Origin of the sequence: Fibrobacter sp. UWB16 (assembly GCF_900215325.1) — a bacterium.
GTDB lineage: Bacteria > Fibrobacterota > Fibrobacteria > Fibrobacterales > Fibrobacteraceae > Fibrobacter.
Genome location: NZ_OCMS01000006.1, coordinates 109,453 through 122,329 on the forward strand (window position 1 = coordinate 109,453; position 12,877 = coordinate 122,329).

The 12,877-nt window shown below is 52.5% G+C and carries 28 protein-coding genes; all 28 read right to left on the reverse strand.

From position 1 onward, the window contains the following. Position 1: 1 nt before the first annotated feature. Positions 2-976: a DNA-directed RNA polymerase subunit alpha gene (locus CRN95_RS14155; protein WP_015732009.1), complete on the reverse strand. Its 975-nt coding sequence runs from the start codon at positions 974-976 to the stop codon at positions 2-4. A gap of 18 nt (positions 977-994) precedes the next feature. Continuing rightward, positions 995-1,420 (reverse strand): 30S ribosomal protein S11, encoded by a 426-nt coding sequence (gene rpsK / locus CRN95_RS14160; RefSeq protein ID WP_049858437.1) that lies wholly within the window; start codon positions 1,418-1,420, stop codon positions 995-997. A 26-nt stretch (positions 1,421-1,446) separates the two neighbouring features. Next, positions 1,447-1,815 carry a 30S ribosomal protein S13 gene (gene rpsM, locus CRN95_RS14165; RefSeq protein ID WP_014546096.1) on the reverse strand — a complete coding sequence of 123 codons (369 nt, stop codon included), beginning with the start codon at positions 1,813-1,815 and terminating at the stop codon, positions 1,447-1,449. A gap of 9 nt (positions 1,816-1,824) precedes the next feature. Further along, positions 1,825-1,941 carry a 50S ribosomal protein L36 gene (gene rpmJ, locus CRN95_RS14170; RefSeq protein WP_014546097.1) on the reverse strand — a complete coding sequence of 39 codons (117 nt, stop codon included), beginning with the start codon at positions 1,939-1,941 and terminating at the stop codon, positions 1,825-1,827. A gap of 27 nt (positions 1,942-1,968) precedes the next feature. Next, entirely contained in the window at positions 1,969-2,187 is a 219-nt protein-coding gene (gene infA, locus CRN95_RS14175) for a translation initiation factor IF-1 (protein WP_014546098.1), read from the reverse strand. After that, positions 2,187-3,548 (reverse strand): preprotein translocase subunit SecY, encoded by a 1,362-nt coding sequence (secY, locus tag CRN95_RS14180; protein ID WP_088630016.1) that lies wholly within the window; start codon positions 3,546-3,548, stop codon positions 2,187-2,189. The genes infA and secY overlap by 1 nt, the downstream gene beginning before the upstream one ends. Further along, on the reverse strand, positions 3,548-3,988 hold the full coding sequence (rplO, locus tag CRN95_RS14185; RefSeq protein WP_073442655.1) for a 50S ribosomal protein L15: 441 nt from the start codon (positions 3,986-3,988) through the stop codon (positions 3,548-3,550). The genes secY and rplO overlap by 1 nt, the downstream gene beginning before the upstream one ends. 1 nt (position 3,989) lies before the next feature. Beyond that, complete coding sequence (rpmD, locus tag CRN95_RS14190) at positions 3,990-4,169, reverse strand: 50S ribosomal protein L30 (protein ID WP_073442653.1); 180 nt, start codon at positions 4,167-4,169, stop codon at positions 3,990-3,992. Positions 4,170-4,182: 13 nt separating this feature from the next. Next, positions 4,183-4,665 carry a 30S ribosomal protein S5 gene (rpsE, locus tag CRN95_RS14195; protein WP_015732010.1) on the reverse strand — a complete coding sequence of 161 codons (483 nt, stop codon included), beginning with the start codon at positions 4,663-4,665 and terminating at the stop codon, positions 4,183-4,185. An 11-nt stretch (positions 4,666-4,676) separates the two neighbouring features. Next, positions 4,677-5,048, reverse strand: a complete 372-nt coding sequence (gene rplR / locus CRN95_RS14200) for a 50S ribosomal protein L18 (RefSeq protein ID WP_014546103.1) — start codon at positions 5,046-5,048, stop codon at positions 4,677-4,679. A 9-nt stretch (positions 5,049-5,057) separates the two neighbouring features. Continuing rightward, positions 5,058-5,597 (reverse strand): 50S ribosomal protein L6, encoded by a 540-nt coding sequence (gene rplF / locus CRN95_RS14205; protein ID WP_088630198.1) that lies wholly within the window; start codon positions 5,595-5,597, stop codon positions 5,058-5,060. 2 nt (positions 5,598-5,599) lie between these two features. After that, positions 5,600-5,995 carry a 30S ribosomal protein S8 gene (rpsH, locus tag CRN95_RS14210; protein ID WP_014546105.1) on the reverse strand — a complete coding sequence of 132 codons (396 nt, stop codon included), beginning with the start codon at positions 5,993-5,995 and terminating at the stop codon, positions 5,600-5,602. Positions 5,996-6,007: 12 nt separating this feature from the next. Continuing rightward, positions 6,008-6,193 carry a type Z 30S ribosomal protein S14 gene (locus CRN95_RS14215; protein WP_014546106.1) on the reverse strand — a complete coding sequence of 62 codons (186 nt, stop codon included), beginning with the start codon at positions 6,191-6,193 and terminating at the stop codon, positions 6,008-6,010. A 9-nt stretch (positions 6,194-6,202) separates the two neighbouring features. Beyond that, positions 6,203-6,742, reverse strand: coding sequence for a 50S ribosomal protein L5 (gene rplE / locus CRN95_RS14220; RefSeq protein WP_014546107.1), 540 nt, complete (start codon positions 6,740-6,742; stop codon positions 6,203-6,205). 9 nt (positions 6,743-6,751) lie between these two features. Beyond that, the gene (rplX, locus tag CRN95_RS14225; RefSeq protein WP_073442651.1) at positions 6,752-7,051 is read right to left on the reverse strand and encodes a 50S ribosomal protein L24; all 300 of its coding nucleotides are present in this window, start codon (positions 7,049-7,051) and stop codon (positions 6,752-6,754) included. Further along, positions 7,051-7,419: a 50S ribosomal protein L14 gene (gene rplN, locus CRN95_RS14230; RefSeq protein WP_015732011.1), complete on the reverse strand. Its 369-nt coding sequence runs from the start codon at positions 7,417-7,419 to the stop codon at positions 7,051-7,053. The genes rplX and rplN overlap by 1 nt, the downstream gene beginning before the upstream one ends. 20 nt (positions 7,420-7,439) lie before the next feature. Further along, on the reverse strand, positions 7,440-7,694 hold the full coding sequence (rpsQ, locus tag CRN95_RS14235) for a 30S ribosomal protein S17 (RefSeq protein ID WP_088630015.1): 255 nt from the start codon (positions 7,692-7,694) through the stop codon (positions 7,440-7,442). Positions 7,695-7,711: 17 nt separating this feature from the next. Beyond that, complete coding sequence (gene rpmC, locus CRN95_RS14240) at positions 7,712-7,903, reverse strand: 50S ribosomal protein L29 (protein ID WP_014546109.1); 192 nt, start codon at positions 7,901-7,903, stop codon at positions 7,712-7,714. Beyond that, positions 7,903-8,316, reverse strand: coding sequence for a 50S ribosomal protein L16 (gene rplP / locus CRN95_RS14245; RefSeq protein WP_014546110.1), 414 nt, complete (start codon positions 8,314-8,316; stop codon positions 7,903-7,905). Before rplP ends, rpmC begins: the two co-directional genes overlap by 1 nt. Before the next feature lie 2 nt (positions 8,317-8,318). Beyond that, positions 8,319-8,978, reverse strand: a complete 660-nt coding sequence (rpsC, locus tag CRN95_RS14250) for a 30S ribosomal protein S3 (protein ID WP_014546111.1) — start codon at positions 8,976-8,978, stop codon at positions 8,319-8,321. Between the two features lie 2 nt (positions 8,979-8,980). Next, positions 8,981-9,331 carry a 50S ribosomal protein L22 gene (rplV, locus tag CRN95_RS14255; protein ID WP_014546112.1) on the reverse strand — a complete coding sequence of 117 codons (351 nt, stop codon included), beginning with the start codon at positions 9,329-9,331 and terminating at the stop codon, positions 8,981-8,983. Beyond that, the gene (rpsS, locus tag CRN95_RS14260; RefSeq protein ID WP_014546113.1) at positions 9,331-9,612 is read right to left on the reverse strand and encodes a 30S ribosomal protein S19; all 282 of its coding nucleotides are present in this window, start codon (positions 9,610-9,612) and stop codon (positions 9,331-9,333) included. Before rpsS ends, rplV begins: the two co-directional genes overlap by 1 nt. A 3-nt stretch (positions 9,613-9,615) precedes the next feature. Next, entirely contained in the window at positions 9,616-10,446 is an 831-nt protein-coding gene (gene rplB, locus CRN95_RS14265) for a 50S ribosomal protein L2 (RefSeq protein ID WP_014546114.1), read from the reverse strand. A gap of 2 nt (positions 10,447-10,448) precedes the next feature. Next, on the reverse strand, positions 10,449-10,751 hold the full coding sequence (gene rplW, locus CRN95_RS14270; RefSeq protein ID WP_015732013.1) for a 50S ribosomal protein L23: 303 nt from the start codon (positions 10,749-10,751) through the stop codon (positions 10,449-10,451). Continuing rightward, entirely contained in the window at positions 10,751-11,371 is a 621-nt protein-coding gene (gene rplD, locus CRN95_RS14275; protein ID WP_088660257.1) for a 50S ribosomal protein L4, read from the reverse strand. The genes rplW and rplD overlap by 1 nt, the downstream gene beginning before the upstream one ends. Continuing rightward, positions 11,371-11,988: a 50S ribosomal protein L3 gene (gene rplC / locus CRN95_RS14280; protein ID WP_014546116.1), complete on the reverse strand. Its 618-nt coding sequence runs from the start codon at positions 11,986-11,988 to the stop codon at positions 11,371-11,373. The genes rplD and rplC overlap by 1 nt, the downstream gene beginning before the upstream one ends. Before the next feature lie 5 nt (positions 11,989-11,993). Then, on the reverse strand, positions 11,994-12,302 hold the full coding sequence (gene rpsJ / locus CRN95_RS14285; protein WP_014546117.1) for a 30S ribosomal protein S10: 309 nt from the start codon (positions 12,300-12,302) through the stop codon (positions 11,994-11,996). A gap of 9 nt (positions 12,303-12,311) precedes the next feature. Further along, a partial coding sequence (locus tag CRN95_RS14290; protein WP_255405880.1) for an EF-Tu/IF-2/RF-3 family GTPase occupies positions 12,312-12,877 on the reverse strand: 566 nt, incomplete at its 5' end.

The window sequence follows — 12,877 nt, forward strand, 5'->3', positions numbered from 1 at the left end:
TTTAATCCTTCAAGTAATCATCGACGTCCATGCCAAAAGAAAGGCCCATCGACGTCAACACCTCGTTAAGTTCAACCAAGGACTTCCTACCGAAGTTCTTGTATTTGAGCATATCGTTTTCCTTGTTGCGAACAAGCTCGCCAATGGTATGGATGTTTGCCATACGGAGGCAGTTGCTGGAGCGAACGGAAAGTTCCAGATCGTCCACGCGCATACGGAGGAGGTTAGCGATACGCTGACGTTCTTCATCCATTTCGAGTTCTTCAGGAGATTCGAGATCGCCTTCGAAGTTGATGAAGATTTCCAAGTGATCCACAAGAAGCTTTGCAGCATATGCAAGAGCATCTTCCGGGTCAATGGAACCGTCTGTTGTAATTTCAAGTTCCAGACGGTTGTAGTCCGTCTTCTGACCAACGCGGGTATCGCTGATGTGCATTGCGACTTTCTGAACCGGGTTGAAGTTCGCATCCATGGCGATAACGCCAATCGGAGCGTCCTTGTCCTTAAGTTCGTCGGCAACAACATAACCACGACCGCAGGAGATCTTCACGTCCATCGACAAAGAAGCATTGCCGTTCAATGTCGCAATGTGAACATCCGGAGTCAGGATAGTGACATTTGGATTGTCCATAAAGTCCTTGGCCGTGACTTCGCCATCACCGGACATGTCCAGGTGAAGGGTTTCATCATGATCAGACAGGAGCTTTACACGGATGCTCTTGAGGTTGAGGATAATGTCAGTGACATCTTCCTTCACACCCGGAATCGTCGAAAATTCCTTGTCAACGCCTTCGATTTTCACGGAGACAATAGCCGCACCCTGCAGAGAGGAGAGGAGCACGCGACGGAGAGCGTTACCGAGGGTAATACCCCAGCCACGTTCCAAGGCTTCTACGACAAACTTGGCGTAGCGGCCATCTTCGCCGGTTTCCACTTTCTGGAAGCTGCGCGGCATCTGAAGTGATTTCCACATCATTGGCGATACCTCTTTGGATTAAATTCTTCTCTTCTTTTTAGGACGGCAACCATTGTGCGGAATGCCCGTCACGTCTCGAATAGAGAGAACTTCGAGGCCCGCATTCTTGAGAGCGCGGACGGCAGATTCACGGCCGCCACCAGCACCCTTAACGCGAACGTCCACCTTGCGCATGCCGAGATCGAATGCCTTGTGGGCAGCGGTTTCAGCAGCGAGCTGGGCTGCAAACGGTGTGCTCTTGCGGGAGCCCTTGAAACCGGAGTTACCCGGAGAACCCCAAGCGACAACGTTGCCACGAGCGTCGGTGATAGAAACGATTGTATTGTTGAAGGAAGCGAACACGCAGGCGATACCCTGGATGTCAATGCGCTTCTTGCCCTTCTTGATCTTGACTTCTTCAGCAGCAGCCGGAGCTTCAGCAGCGGCAGCAGCAGTTTCCTTGATTTCTTCTTCAGCCACGATGATACTCCTTACTTCTTCTTGTTAGCCACAGTCTTCTTGGGGCCCTTACGTGTGCGGGCGTTGGTGCGGGAACGCTGACCGCGGACCGGGAGGCCCTTGCGGTGGCGGATGCCGCGATAGCAGCCAATGTCCTGCAAACGCTTGATGTTCAAGGTAACTTCTGCGCGGAGCTGACCTTCCACAGAGTATTCATCTTCCAAAAGATGACGAATCTTACCTTGTTCTTCTTCAGTCAGGTCGTCACACTTCTTGTTCTTGTCAATGCCCAACTGAGCACAGACCTTGTTAGCGGTGAACAGACCGACACCATAGATTGCCGTCAGACCGTATTCAACAGTCTTGTTTTTCGGTAAATCGACACCAGCGATACGTGCCATACGATCTCCTTATCCCTGCTTCTGCTTGTGACGGGGGTTCTTCGAACAGATGATGCGCAATACACCCTTACGACGGATGATCTTGCAGTTTTCACATCTGGGTTTAATGGAGGCTTTGATTTTCATAGGTTTGACCTTCTTTTGTAATACCTATTACTTGTAACGGTAAGTAATTCGCCCGCGATTTAAATCGTACGGGGAAATCTCGACCAACACTTTGTCGTCCGGCAAGATTCTAATGAAATGCCGGCGCATTTTTCCTGAAACATGGGCGAGGATCTCGTGACCATTTCCGAGTTGAACACGGAAGAAAGCGTTGGGAAGAGCTTCCAACACAACGCCTTCTACTTGTATACCTTCTTCTTTAGCCACTAAGATGCCATCCTGCCGCGAATGCGGCCACGTTTCAAGAAACCTTCATAATTCTTGGTATGCAACTGGGCTTCGAGCTGACGAAGAGTATCCAGAGCAACACCTACCACGATCAAGACCGAGGTACCCCCAATATAGAAACTCATATTGAGAGCGTCTTTCATGTGCAGGGGAACAACGCTGATTAAAGCGAGGTAAAGAGACCCAGGCAATGAAATTCTGGTCAAAACGTGGTCAATGTATTCTGCTGTCTGCTTACCCGGACGGACTCCCGGAATAAACCCACCACTTCTCTTGAGGTTTTCGGCAATGTCGTTCGGGTTGTACTGGATTGCCGTGTAGAAGTAGGTGAAGAATATAATGAGGAGGGCATCTACTACGCTGTAGGAGACGTGTCCCGGAATAAATGCAGAAGCAAAAGCCTGCATCGCAGATACGTTCGGGAACCAAGATGCAACCATGGCCGGAATGAACATGATGCAAGATGCAAAGATCACAGGAATCACGTTAGCGGTGTTCACCTTGAAAGGCAAATAGCTAGCCTGACCACCCAAGACCTTGTTTCCGACAGTCCTGCGAGGACTTTGGAGTGGAATGCGACGGGTCGCCTGCTCGACGAAAACGATAAATCCGACAATGACAACTACCAGCGCCAAGATAAAGACCTCGATCGCAAGCGGCTGGATGCCTTCATTAAACATTTCGAATTCGGCCAAGATGGCCCGCGGAAGGCCACCGACGATACCGGCGAAAATGATAAGAGAAATACCGTTACCCACACCGTGCGAGGTAATCTGCTCGCCAAGGTACATCAAGAAGATCGTACCTACGGTGAAGGTTAACGTCGCAAGGAGACGAAAGCCGATGTTACCGAGTCCGGACGAGAAGTTCTCGGAAAGGACCGAGATGCCCGTACCGGCGGCCGTCGTCACCTTGAGGTTAGAAAGCCACATAGAAATGCCCCATCCCTGCAAGGCGGAAAGGACCACCGTGAAGTATCGGGTATACTGATTCAGCTTAGCGCGACCTTCCTGACCCTCCTTCTGGAGCATCTGGATGGCGGGGATAACCGAGCCCATCAACTGGAGGATGATGCTTGCGCTAATGTACGGCATGATACCGAGGGCAAATACAGTTGCTTTCGCAAATGCACCGCCGGTAAACGAGTCGTACAGGCCGAACAGGTTATTCGAATTTTTGAAGTATTCTGCGAGGACCGCAGCGTTTACTCCGGGGATGGAGATGTGAGCGCCAATACGATAGACAATCAAAAGACCAAGCGTAAAAAGGATCTTTTTACGCAGGTCTGCGATTTTAAAAGCATTGACGAACGCATCGATGGCTTTCTTGAGTGCTTCCATTAGATGATCTCAACTTTGCCGCCAGCAGCTTCAATGGCAGCCTTTGCCTTTTCGCTGATAGCGTTAACCTTTACGTTGATAGCCTTGTCGATAGAACCAAAAGCGAGGACCTTGACCGGCAGTTCGACGTTCTTGATGAAGCCCTGGTCGAAGAGGACCTTGGCATCGAAATCAGTAACGCTGACACCAGCGAGGCGCTTCAGGTTCACGATCTGGAATTCAACACCAGCGTGCTTGAAGCCGCGCTTCGGGATACGACGGTGAATCGGCATCTGGCCGCCTTCGAAAGCGACGCGACCGGCCTTAGCGCTCTTACGAGCACCAGCACCCTTCTGACCACGACCGGCAGTCGTGCCCCAGCCAGAGCCCGGACCACGACCAATGCGCTTGCGGCTCTTGCCCTTGGCAGCCTTGCCAGGATTGAGAGTATTGAGTTCCATCTTAGATCTCCTCGACCTTGACCATGTCCTTCACGGCATTGATCATGCCTGCAATGGACGGAGTCAGATTGTGTTCAACAGTTTGTCCGATCTTGCGGAGGCCGAGTGCAGCCACGTTAGCGCGGTGCACCGGAAGGCGACGGACGATACCCTTGATCAAAGTAATACGAACTTTCTTCATTAGGTATTACTCCTTAGGCTTCAAAACCACGCAACTTGGCGCAGTCCTGTTTGTTCTTCTGAGAAAGCAGGCCTTCCAAGCAAGCGCTGACGACAGTGCTCGGATTGGAGGAACCGTGAATCTTCGTGAGGATGTTGCGTACACCGGCGAGTTCGAGAACAGCACGGGCAGCAGCACCGGCGATAACACCAGTACCCGGAGCAGCCGGCATGAGGAGGATGCGGGTAGAACCGCTCTTCACTTCGATGTCGTGCGGGATAGTGCCATCGAGGAGCTGGACTTCCACGATGTTTCTCTGGGCAGCTTCGGTACCCTTACGGATAGCTTCGGAAACTTCCTTAGCCTTGCCGAGACCGACACCGACCTTGCCGTTCTTGTTGCCAACGACAACGAGAGCGGAGAAGGACATGCGACGGCCGCCCTTGACGGTCTTAGCGCAACGGTTGATGTGTACAACCTTGTCTTCAAATTCAGAAACTTGAGCTTCGCGTTCCAAAGTGTACCTCACTAGAATTTGAGTCCGCCTTCACGAGCTCCCTCAGCGAGAGCCTGAACGCGACCGTGATAGATGTAACCGCCGCGGTCGAAGACCACGGATTCAATGCCCTTGGACTTGGCGAGTTCAGCAATCTGGAGACCGAGCTGCTTAGCCTGTTCGGTCTTCGTCATTTCACCAAACTTACCCTGGAATTCCTTGGAAGCTGTGGTGACCTGAGCGACAGACTTGTTGTTTTCGTCATCAAAGATCTGGGCAATCATGTGAGACAAGGAACGGCGAACAGCCAAACGAGGGCATTCTGCAGTTCCGACAACAGACTTGCGTACGCGTTCGTGGCGTGCGATTCTGGACTGGATTCTTTTTTTAGCAATTGCAGTCATAGTTTACCCTTATTTACCTGTCTTCTTACCCTGCTTGCGACGCACAATTTCGCCAGCGTACTTGATGCCCTTGCCCTTATACGGTTCAGGCTTACGGTACTTGCGAATTTCTGCGGCAGCCTGGCCAACCTTCTGCTTGTCGATGCCGGAGATCGTAATCTTCAGCGGATCAACAGCCTTCAGTTCAACGCCTTCCGGAGCCTTGAAGATCACCGGATGAGAGAAGCCGAGAACCAAGTTGAGGTCCTTGCCCTTCTGTTCGACGCGGTAGCCAACGCCAACGATTTCGAGAGTCTTCTGGAAACCCTTGGTCACGCCTTCAACCATGTTATTGACGAGAGCGCGAGTGGTGCCGTGCATAGCGCGGGTGAACTTTTCATCATTCGGGCGGGTGAAGGAGAGCTTGTCGCCATCGAGCTTGATGGAGATGAGTTCGTGAACGTTCGTTTCGAGCTTGCCCTTCGGGCCTTCGACCTTGATGTTCTGACCGTTGACGTTAACCTTAACGCCAGCCGGGATAGTGATAATAGCTTTACCGATACGGGACATCTTTACCATACCTTTGCGATGACTTCGCCACCCACCTTGAGTTCGCGGGCTTCGTGGTCAGTCATGACACCTTTAGATGTGGAGATGATAGCATAGCCGAGGCCGTTGCGAACGCGCGGAAGCTTGGCCACGTCAACATAGTGACGGAGACCCGGCGTAGAAACGCGCTGGAGGCCCTGGATAGCGGATTCGCCCTTCGTGTAACGGAGGAGGACCTTGAGGATGCCCTGCTTACCGTCATCGACGACGACGAACTTCTTAATGAAACCTTTTTCCTGCAACACACGTGCAATATCACGCTTCAGATTGCTGGCAGGAATGTCCACCACGGGGAGCTTTGCCGTAGAGGCATTGCGGATACGGGTGAGCATATCGGCGATAGTATCTGTCATTGCCATTTTATACTCTCCTTACCAAGACGACTTTGTGATACCGGGGATTTCGCCGGCGAGTGCCATTTCGCGGAAGCAAATACGGCAAAGGCCAAAGCGGCGCATAAAGGCGTGCGGCCTACCGCAACGCTTGCAACGGTTGTACCCACGAACGGTATACTTCGGAGTACGCTTGCATTTTTCAATCATTCTTCTGCTTGCCATGGTATTACCTTACTTCCTGAAGGGGAGTCCAAGTTCTTCGAGGAGGGCACGGCCTTCGTCGTCCGTCTTAGCGGAGGTGACGAAAGAGATGTCCATACCGAAGGTACGGGAAATCTTGTCAATGTCGATTTCAACAAAGATCGTCTGTTCCTTGATGCCGAGGGTGAAGTTACCCATGCCATCAAAGCCACGGCGTGCGAGACCACGGAAGTCGCGGACACGCGGAAGGTCGATGTTGATGAAACGATAGAGGAAGTCCCACATGTTGTCGCCATGAAGTGTGACCTTAGCACCGATGCCGATACCTTCACGGAGGTGGAAGTTAGCGACAGCCTTCTTAGCGTTAGTGACAATAGCCTTCTGACCGGTGATAGCAGTGAGAGTGTCAGCAGCTTCGTCGAGAATCTTGCGGTTCTGGGAAGCGGCGCCCACGCCCATGTTGAGCACGATCTTTTCGAGACGCGGAATCTGCATCACGTTCTTGTAGGCAAACTTTTGCTGCAAGGCCGGAACGACCTTTTCGAGATAGAATTGCTTCATCTGGTTCATTGCGTTACCTTACACAGCCTTTCCAGTTTTGACACTGGTACGAACGCCCTTCTTACCCTTTTCGCGAACGATGCGGGTACGAACGGGAGTGTTGCCTTCGAGAAGCATCACGTTGGAAATGTCGATCGGCAATTCCTTTTCAACGATGCCACCAGTCTGATTGGTCTGAGACGGCTTTTCGTGACGCTTGCAGACGTTGACGCCAGAAACGGTCACCTTGCCATCCTTGACACTGATCACGGTGCCGGTCTTGCCCTTATTGGCACCGGAAATCACCTTGACGTTATCATTCTTCTTGATGTTAGCCATTACAGAACCTCAGGTGCGAGGGAGATGATCTTCATGTACTTCTTGTCGCGGAGCTCACGAGCCACCGGTCCAAAAATACGGGTTCCACGCGGTTCGCCATCCTTGTTGATGAGAACCACTGCGTTGTCGGAGAAACGAATGAACGTTCCGTCCGGACGTGCGATTTCTTTAGCTGTGCGGACGACGACGGCGTCGGCCACGGAACCCTTCTTCACCTTGCTCTGGGGGATAGCGTCCTTAACGGCTACCTTGATGACATCACCGATGCTAGCATAGCGACGGTTTGTGCCACCCAAAACACGGATGCAGGCGACTTCCTTGGCACCACTGTTATCGGCCACGACGAGTCTGGTTTCTTCTTGAATCATATTCGCCTTACTCCAGGAGTTTACTTCTTCTTTTCCACAATGCGGACGAGGCGCCAGCGCTTCGTTGCAGAGAGGGGACGAGTTTCCATGATTTCGACCAGGTCGCCTTCTTGGGCTTCATTCTTTTCATCGTGAGCCTTGAGCTTGCTGGTCGTAGTCATGATCTTGTTGTACATCGGGTGACGCTTGCGGTTTTCGACCACAACCGTAATCGTCTTGTCCATCTTGTCGGAGGAGACGATACCCTGCTTGACTTTACGAAGGTTTCTTTCCATTTCCTGCTCCTGCCGGCTTATGCCTTGGCCTTTTCGCTGAGGATGGTCTTGATTCTGGCGATGTCCTTGCGGGCAGCTTGAATCACAGAGGGTTTTTCCAAATTACCGAGCTTCGCAGTCATGCGGTAATTGAACAAATCGAGATTCAACTGAGCCAGTTTTTCCTTGAGCTGGTCAACGCCCAGTTCTTTCAATTCACGTGCTTTCATTAGATCTCCGATTCTTCGATGATTTTGCACTTAAGGGGGAGCTTCTGAATTGCGACATGGAGAGCTTCCATGGCAAGTTCACGTTCAACACCACCCATTTCAAAAAGGATGCGACCCGGGAGGATTACGGCTGCCCAGAATTCGACTGCGCCCTTACCCTTACCCATACGGGCTTCTGCAGGGTGACGGGTAATCGGCTTATCGGGGAAGACGCGAATCCACACGCGACCACCACGCTTGATCTTACGAGTCATGGCGATACGAGCAGCTTCGATCTGGCGAGCGGTGAGCCAGCACTTTTCAAGAGCCTGGATACCGAATTCGCCAAAGGCGATATAGTTGCCACGAGAGGCGACGCCCTTCATGCGCCCTTTCATTTGCTTACGATGCAATGTTCTTTTCGGACTCAGCATAATTACTTCTCTCTCTTGTTGTCGTTCATGACGTCCTTACCGATCTTTTCACCGTGCATGATCCACACCTTGATACCGATGGCACCATAAACGGTCTTAGCGATGGCAGTTGCGTAGTCGATGTCAGCACGAAGAGTGTGCAGAGGCACGCGGCCTTCGGCATACTTTTCAACGCGGGCAATTTCGGCACCACCGAGGCGGCCACCGCACTGCACCTTGATACCTTCCACACCCATGCGCATAGCGGACTGGATAGCACGCTTCATGGCACGGCGGAAAGAAATACGCTTTTCGAGCTGGCGAGCAATGTTTTCAGCCACGAGCTTGGCATCAGTTTCCGGACGCTTGATTTCGTGGACTGCAATATAGATTTCTTTACCGGTGAGGAACTGGAGTTCGCCCTTCAAACGTTCCAATTCTTCGCCCTTTTTACCGATAACGATACCCGGGCGAGCGGTATAGAGGTTAACGTTCACCTTCTTGACGGTACGTTCGATGCCGACCTTGGAGAGGGAGGCATGTTCGAAACGCTTCATCAAGTAGCGACGGAGCACGATATCTTCATAGAGAAGATCGGCAAACTTGTCTTCGGCATACCACTTGGATTCCCAACCGCGGATAACGCCAAGACGAAGACCATTAGGATGAGTTTTGTGACCCATTGTTAATTCTCCTTGTCTGCGACAACGACGGTGATGTGGGAGAGCGGCTTTTCGATACGGAAAGCACGGCCCTGGGAACGCGGGTGAATGCGCTTCATGATCGTACCACCATCAGCGGTGATGGTCTTGATCACGATTTCTTCGGCGGAAACCGGAGCGGCGGACTTCTGCTTCAAGTTAGCGACAGCGGACTTGAGAGCATTTTCAACCAGCGGAGCACCCTTGGTCTGCGTACGGAGGATGGAGAGCATCGCGAAGGCTTCGCTGACGGACTTGCCACGAACGAGGTCGACAACGCGACGGAGCTTGCGAACGCCGTAACGGACGTTTTTAACTTTAGCAACAGCTTGCATTATTTCTTGCCTCCAGCAGTTTCAGTCTTGCGGTGACCGCGGAAAGTACGGGTCATGGAGAATTCGCCGAGCTTATGGCCAACCATGTTTTCGGTGACATAAACCGGAAGGAACTGCTTGCCGTTATAGACGGAGAACGTGAGTCCGACCATATCCGGGACGATTGTGGAACGACGGGACCAGGTCTTGATAGCCTGTTTCTTGTCGGAACCGGCCATCGCCTGGGCCTTGCTGAGAACGTGGGAATCCACGAACGCACCTTTCTTAAGGGATCTAGACATGAATTAGGCCCTCTTCTGACGATGACGTACGATGAACTTATCAGTACGCTTGTTGTTACGAGTTTTTGCACCCTTAGAGTTCTTACCCCAAGGAGAGCACGGATGACGACCACCAGAGGTACGACCTTCACCACCACCAAGGGGGTGATCGACCGGGTTCATAACGACACCACGGACGGCCGGGCGCTTGCCGAGCCAGCGAGAGCGGCCTGCAGAACCCGAGGATTCATTCATGTGATCGATATTGGAAACCTGGCCAACGGTAGCGAGGCAGTCTTCCGGGATGTAGCGGACTTCGCCACTCGGAAGCTTGACCTGGCAGAGCTTGCCGTCCTTGGCAACCAGTTCTGCACCGGCACCAGCGGAACGAGCAATCTGGGCACCCTTGCCCGGCTTCATTTCGATGTTGTGGATAATGGTGTTGAGCGGAATGTCGCGGAGAGGAATTGCGTTACCTACGCGGAATTCTGCACCTTCACCAGCGTTCAGCACATCGCCAACCTTGATTTCGGCCGGAGCGATGATGTATGCGCGCTTGCCGTTTTCGTACTTGACGAGAGCGATGCGAGCGGTACGGTTCGGATCGTATTCAATCGTTTCGACAGTGCAGGAGAGACCGGCAAACTGACGCTTGAAGTCAATGATACGATACAGTTTCTTGTGACCACCACCACGACGACGGGAGGTAATTTCACCAGCATTGTTACGGCCGGAGCTACGCTTGATACCTTCGGTAAGCGGCTTGTACGGCTTTACAGCAGAGAGTTCCTTGCGGTCACCAATCTGCTTGTAACGCAGTGTCGGGGTAATCGGGCGATAAGATTTCAGACCCATGGTTATACTCCTTCAAACTCGGCAATCTTTTGCCCGGCCTTCAATGTGATGTAGGCCTTCTTCCAGTTCGGTTTCTTGCCAGCGACCATGCGGACGCGCTTGATCTTGCCGCGGTTGATCAAAGTATTGACCTTAGCGACCTTGACTTCAAAGCGCTTTTCGATAGCGGCCTTGATGTCTTCCTTAGAAGCGTCCATGGCGACCTTGAACACGTACTTGTGCACGTCGTTACGCTTGTTCACCATGTTCTTCATGGTTTCTTCGGTAACGTGCGGAGCAACGAGGATTTCGCGAATTTCTTTCATTAGCGGCCTCCTTCAAGTTCTGCGAGAGCAGCCTGAGAGATGACAACGTTATTTGCACGAACAACATCGTAAGTGTTGACGTCAGCTACGCGAGCGCAGCGGCACCAAGGAATGTTGTTAGAGGAAAGATAGAGGTTCTGATCCTTTTCGCTAACGATGAAGAGAACGTTGCGCTGTTCGATGCCGGACTTGGCGAGAACAGAGAGGAGATCCTTGGTCTTCGGAGCGCTGAAGCTGAGAGCTTCGAACACAGAGACCTTGCCTTCGCTAGCCTTGGAGGCGAGAGCGGAGTAGAAAGCGATCTTCTTGACCTTCTTGTTCACCTTTTCGAAGTAGTCATGAGACTTCGGACCGTGTGCCTTAGCACCACGAACCCAAACTGCAGAGGTGTTCTGACCGGAACGAGCGCGGCCGGTACCCTTCTGCTTCCACGGCTTCTGGCCACCGCCACTGACTTCGCCCTTGGACTTAGTCTGAGCAGTACCCTGACGGTTGTTGTTCAGGATAGCCTTGATGTGGAGGTACATGCAGACCTTGTTGACTTCCTGGTCGAAGAGAGCCGGGAGCTGGATATCATTCTTAAAATCGCCAGTAGCGGCGAAAAGCTTTGCACTAGCCATTAGTCTTTCCTCACCACGATGATGCTGTTCTTCGGGCCCGGGACAGCGCCACGGACGAAGATCAGGTTGCGGTCGCCATCAACTTTGACGACCTGGAGGTGCTTCACGGTCACTTTCTTGTTGCCGTATTGACCAGCCATACGCTTACCCGGGAAAACACGACCCGGATAGGAGTGAGCGGACGTACCACCCGGTTCGCGCATATTGTGCGTACCATGGGAACGAGGACCGCTATGGAAACCGTGGCGCTTGATAGTGCCAGAGAAACCATGACCCTTGGAGATGCCAGAGACGTTCACAGTCTTTGCATCAGCGAAGTCGGCAGCGCCGAATTCCTTGCCAACCGGCCAGGATTCGAGATCAGCGACATCAAATTCAGCGAGGTGTTCACGAACAGCCACGTCAGCCTTCTTGAAATGGCCGACTTCTGCCTTATTGGCGCGCTGTTCCTTCTTGAGACCAAAGCCGATCTGGACAGCAGTGTAGCCGTCCTTCTCTTCTGTCTTATGGCAAACGACCACGCACGGACCGGCTTCGAGAACCGTGACAGGGACGCATTCGCCCTGTTCCGTGAACACTTGGGTCATTCCCAATTTCTTTGCGAGAATACCGTTCATTGTTATTAGACCTTAATTTCGACTTCAACGCCTGCCGGCAAGTCAAGTTTCATGAGGGAATCTACAGTTTGCGGCGTAGCATCAAGGATGTCGATAAGACGCTTGTGCGTACGGGATTCGAACTGTTCACGAGAAGTCTTGTCAATATGCGGAGAGCGGAGCACCGTATACTTCTGGATCTTCGTCGGGAGAGGGATGGGGCCTGCAATACGAGCCCCAGTGTTCTTAGCTGTATTCACGATATCTTGAGCAGAGCGGTCGATCATACGATGATCGAAGCTCTTCAAGCGAATACGGATGCGTTCACCAGCCATGATTATTCCTTACTTGATGATTTCGGTAACAGAGCCAGCACCAACAGTACGTCCACCTTCGCGGATAGCGAAGCGGAGCTGCTTTTCCATGGCGATCGGAGCGATGAGGTTCACGTGAATCGTGACGGTATCACCCGGGGTAACCATTTCGACGCCTTCCGGGAGCTGAATCGTGCCGGTAACGTCGGTGGTGCGGAAGTAGAACTGAGGACGGTAGCCGTTCATGAACGGCGTGTGGCGGCCACCTTCGTCCTTAGTGAGAACGTAGATTTCAGCCTTGAATTCGGTGTGCGGAGTGACAGACTTCGGAGCGGCGAGAACCATGCCACGGACGATGTCCTTCTTTTCAGCGCCACGGAGGAGGAGACCAACGTTGTCACCTGCCTGAGCGTCGTCGAGAAGCTTGCGGAACATTTCAACACCGGTGATGACGTATTCGGTGGTTTCACCGAGACCGATACGTTCAACCTTGTCGTTCAAGCGAACGACACCGCGTTCGATACGGCCAGTAGCGACAGTGCCGCGGCCAGTAATCGTGAACACGTCTTCGATCGGCATGAGGAACGGCTTGTCGG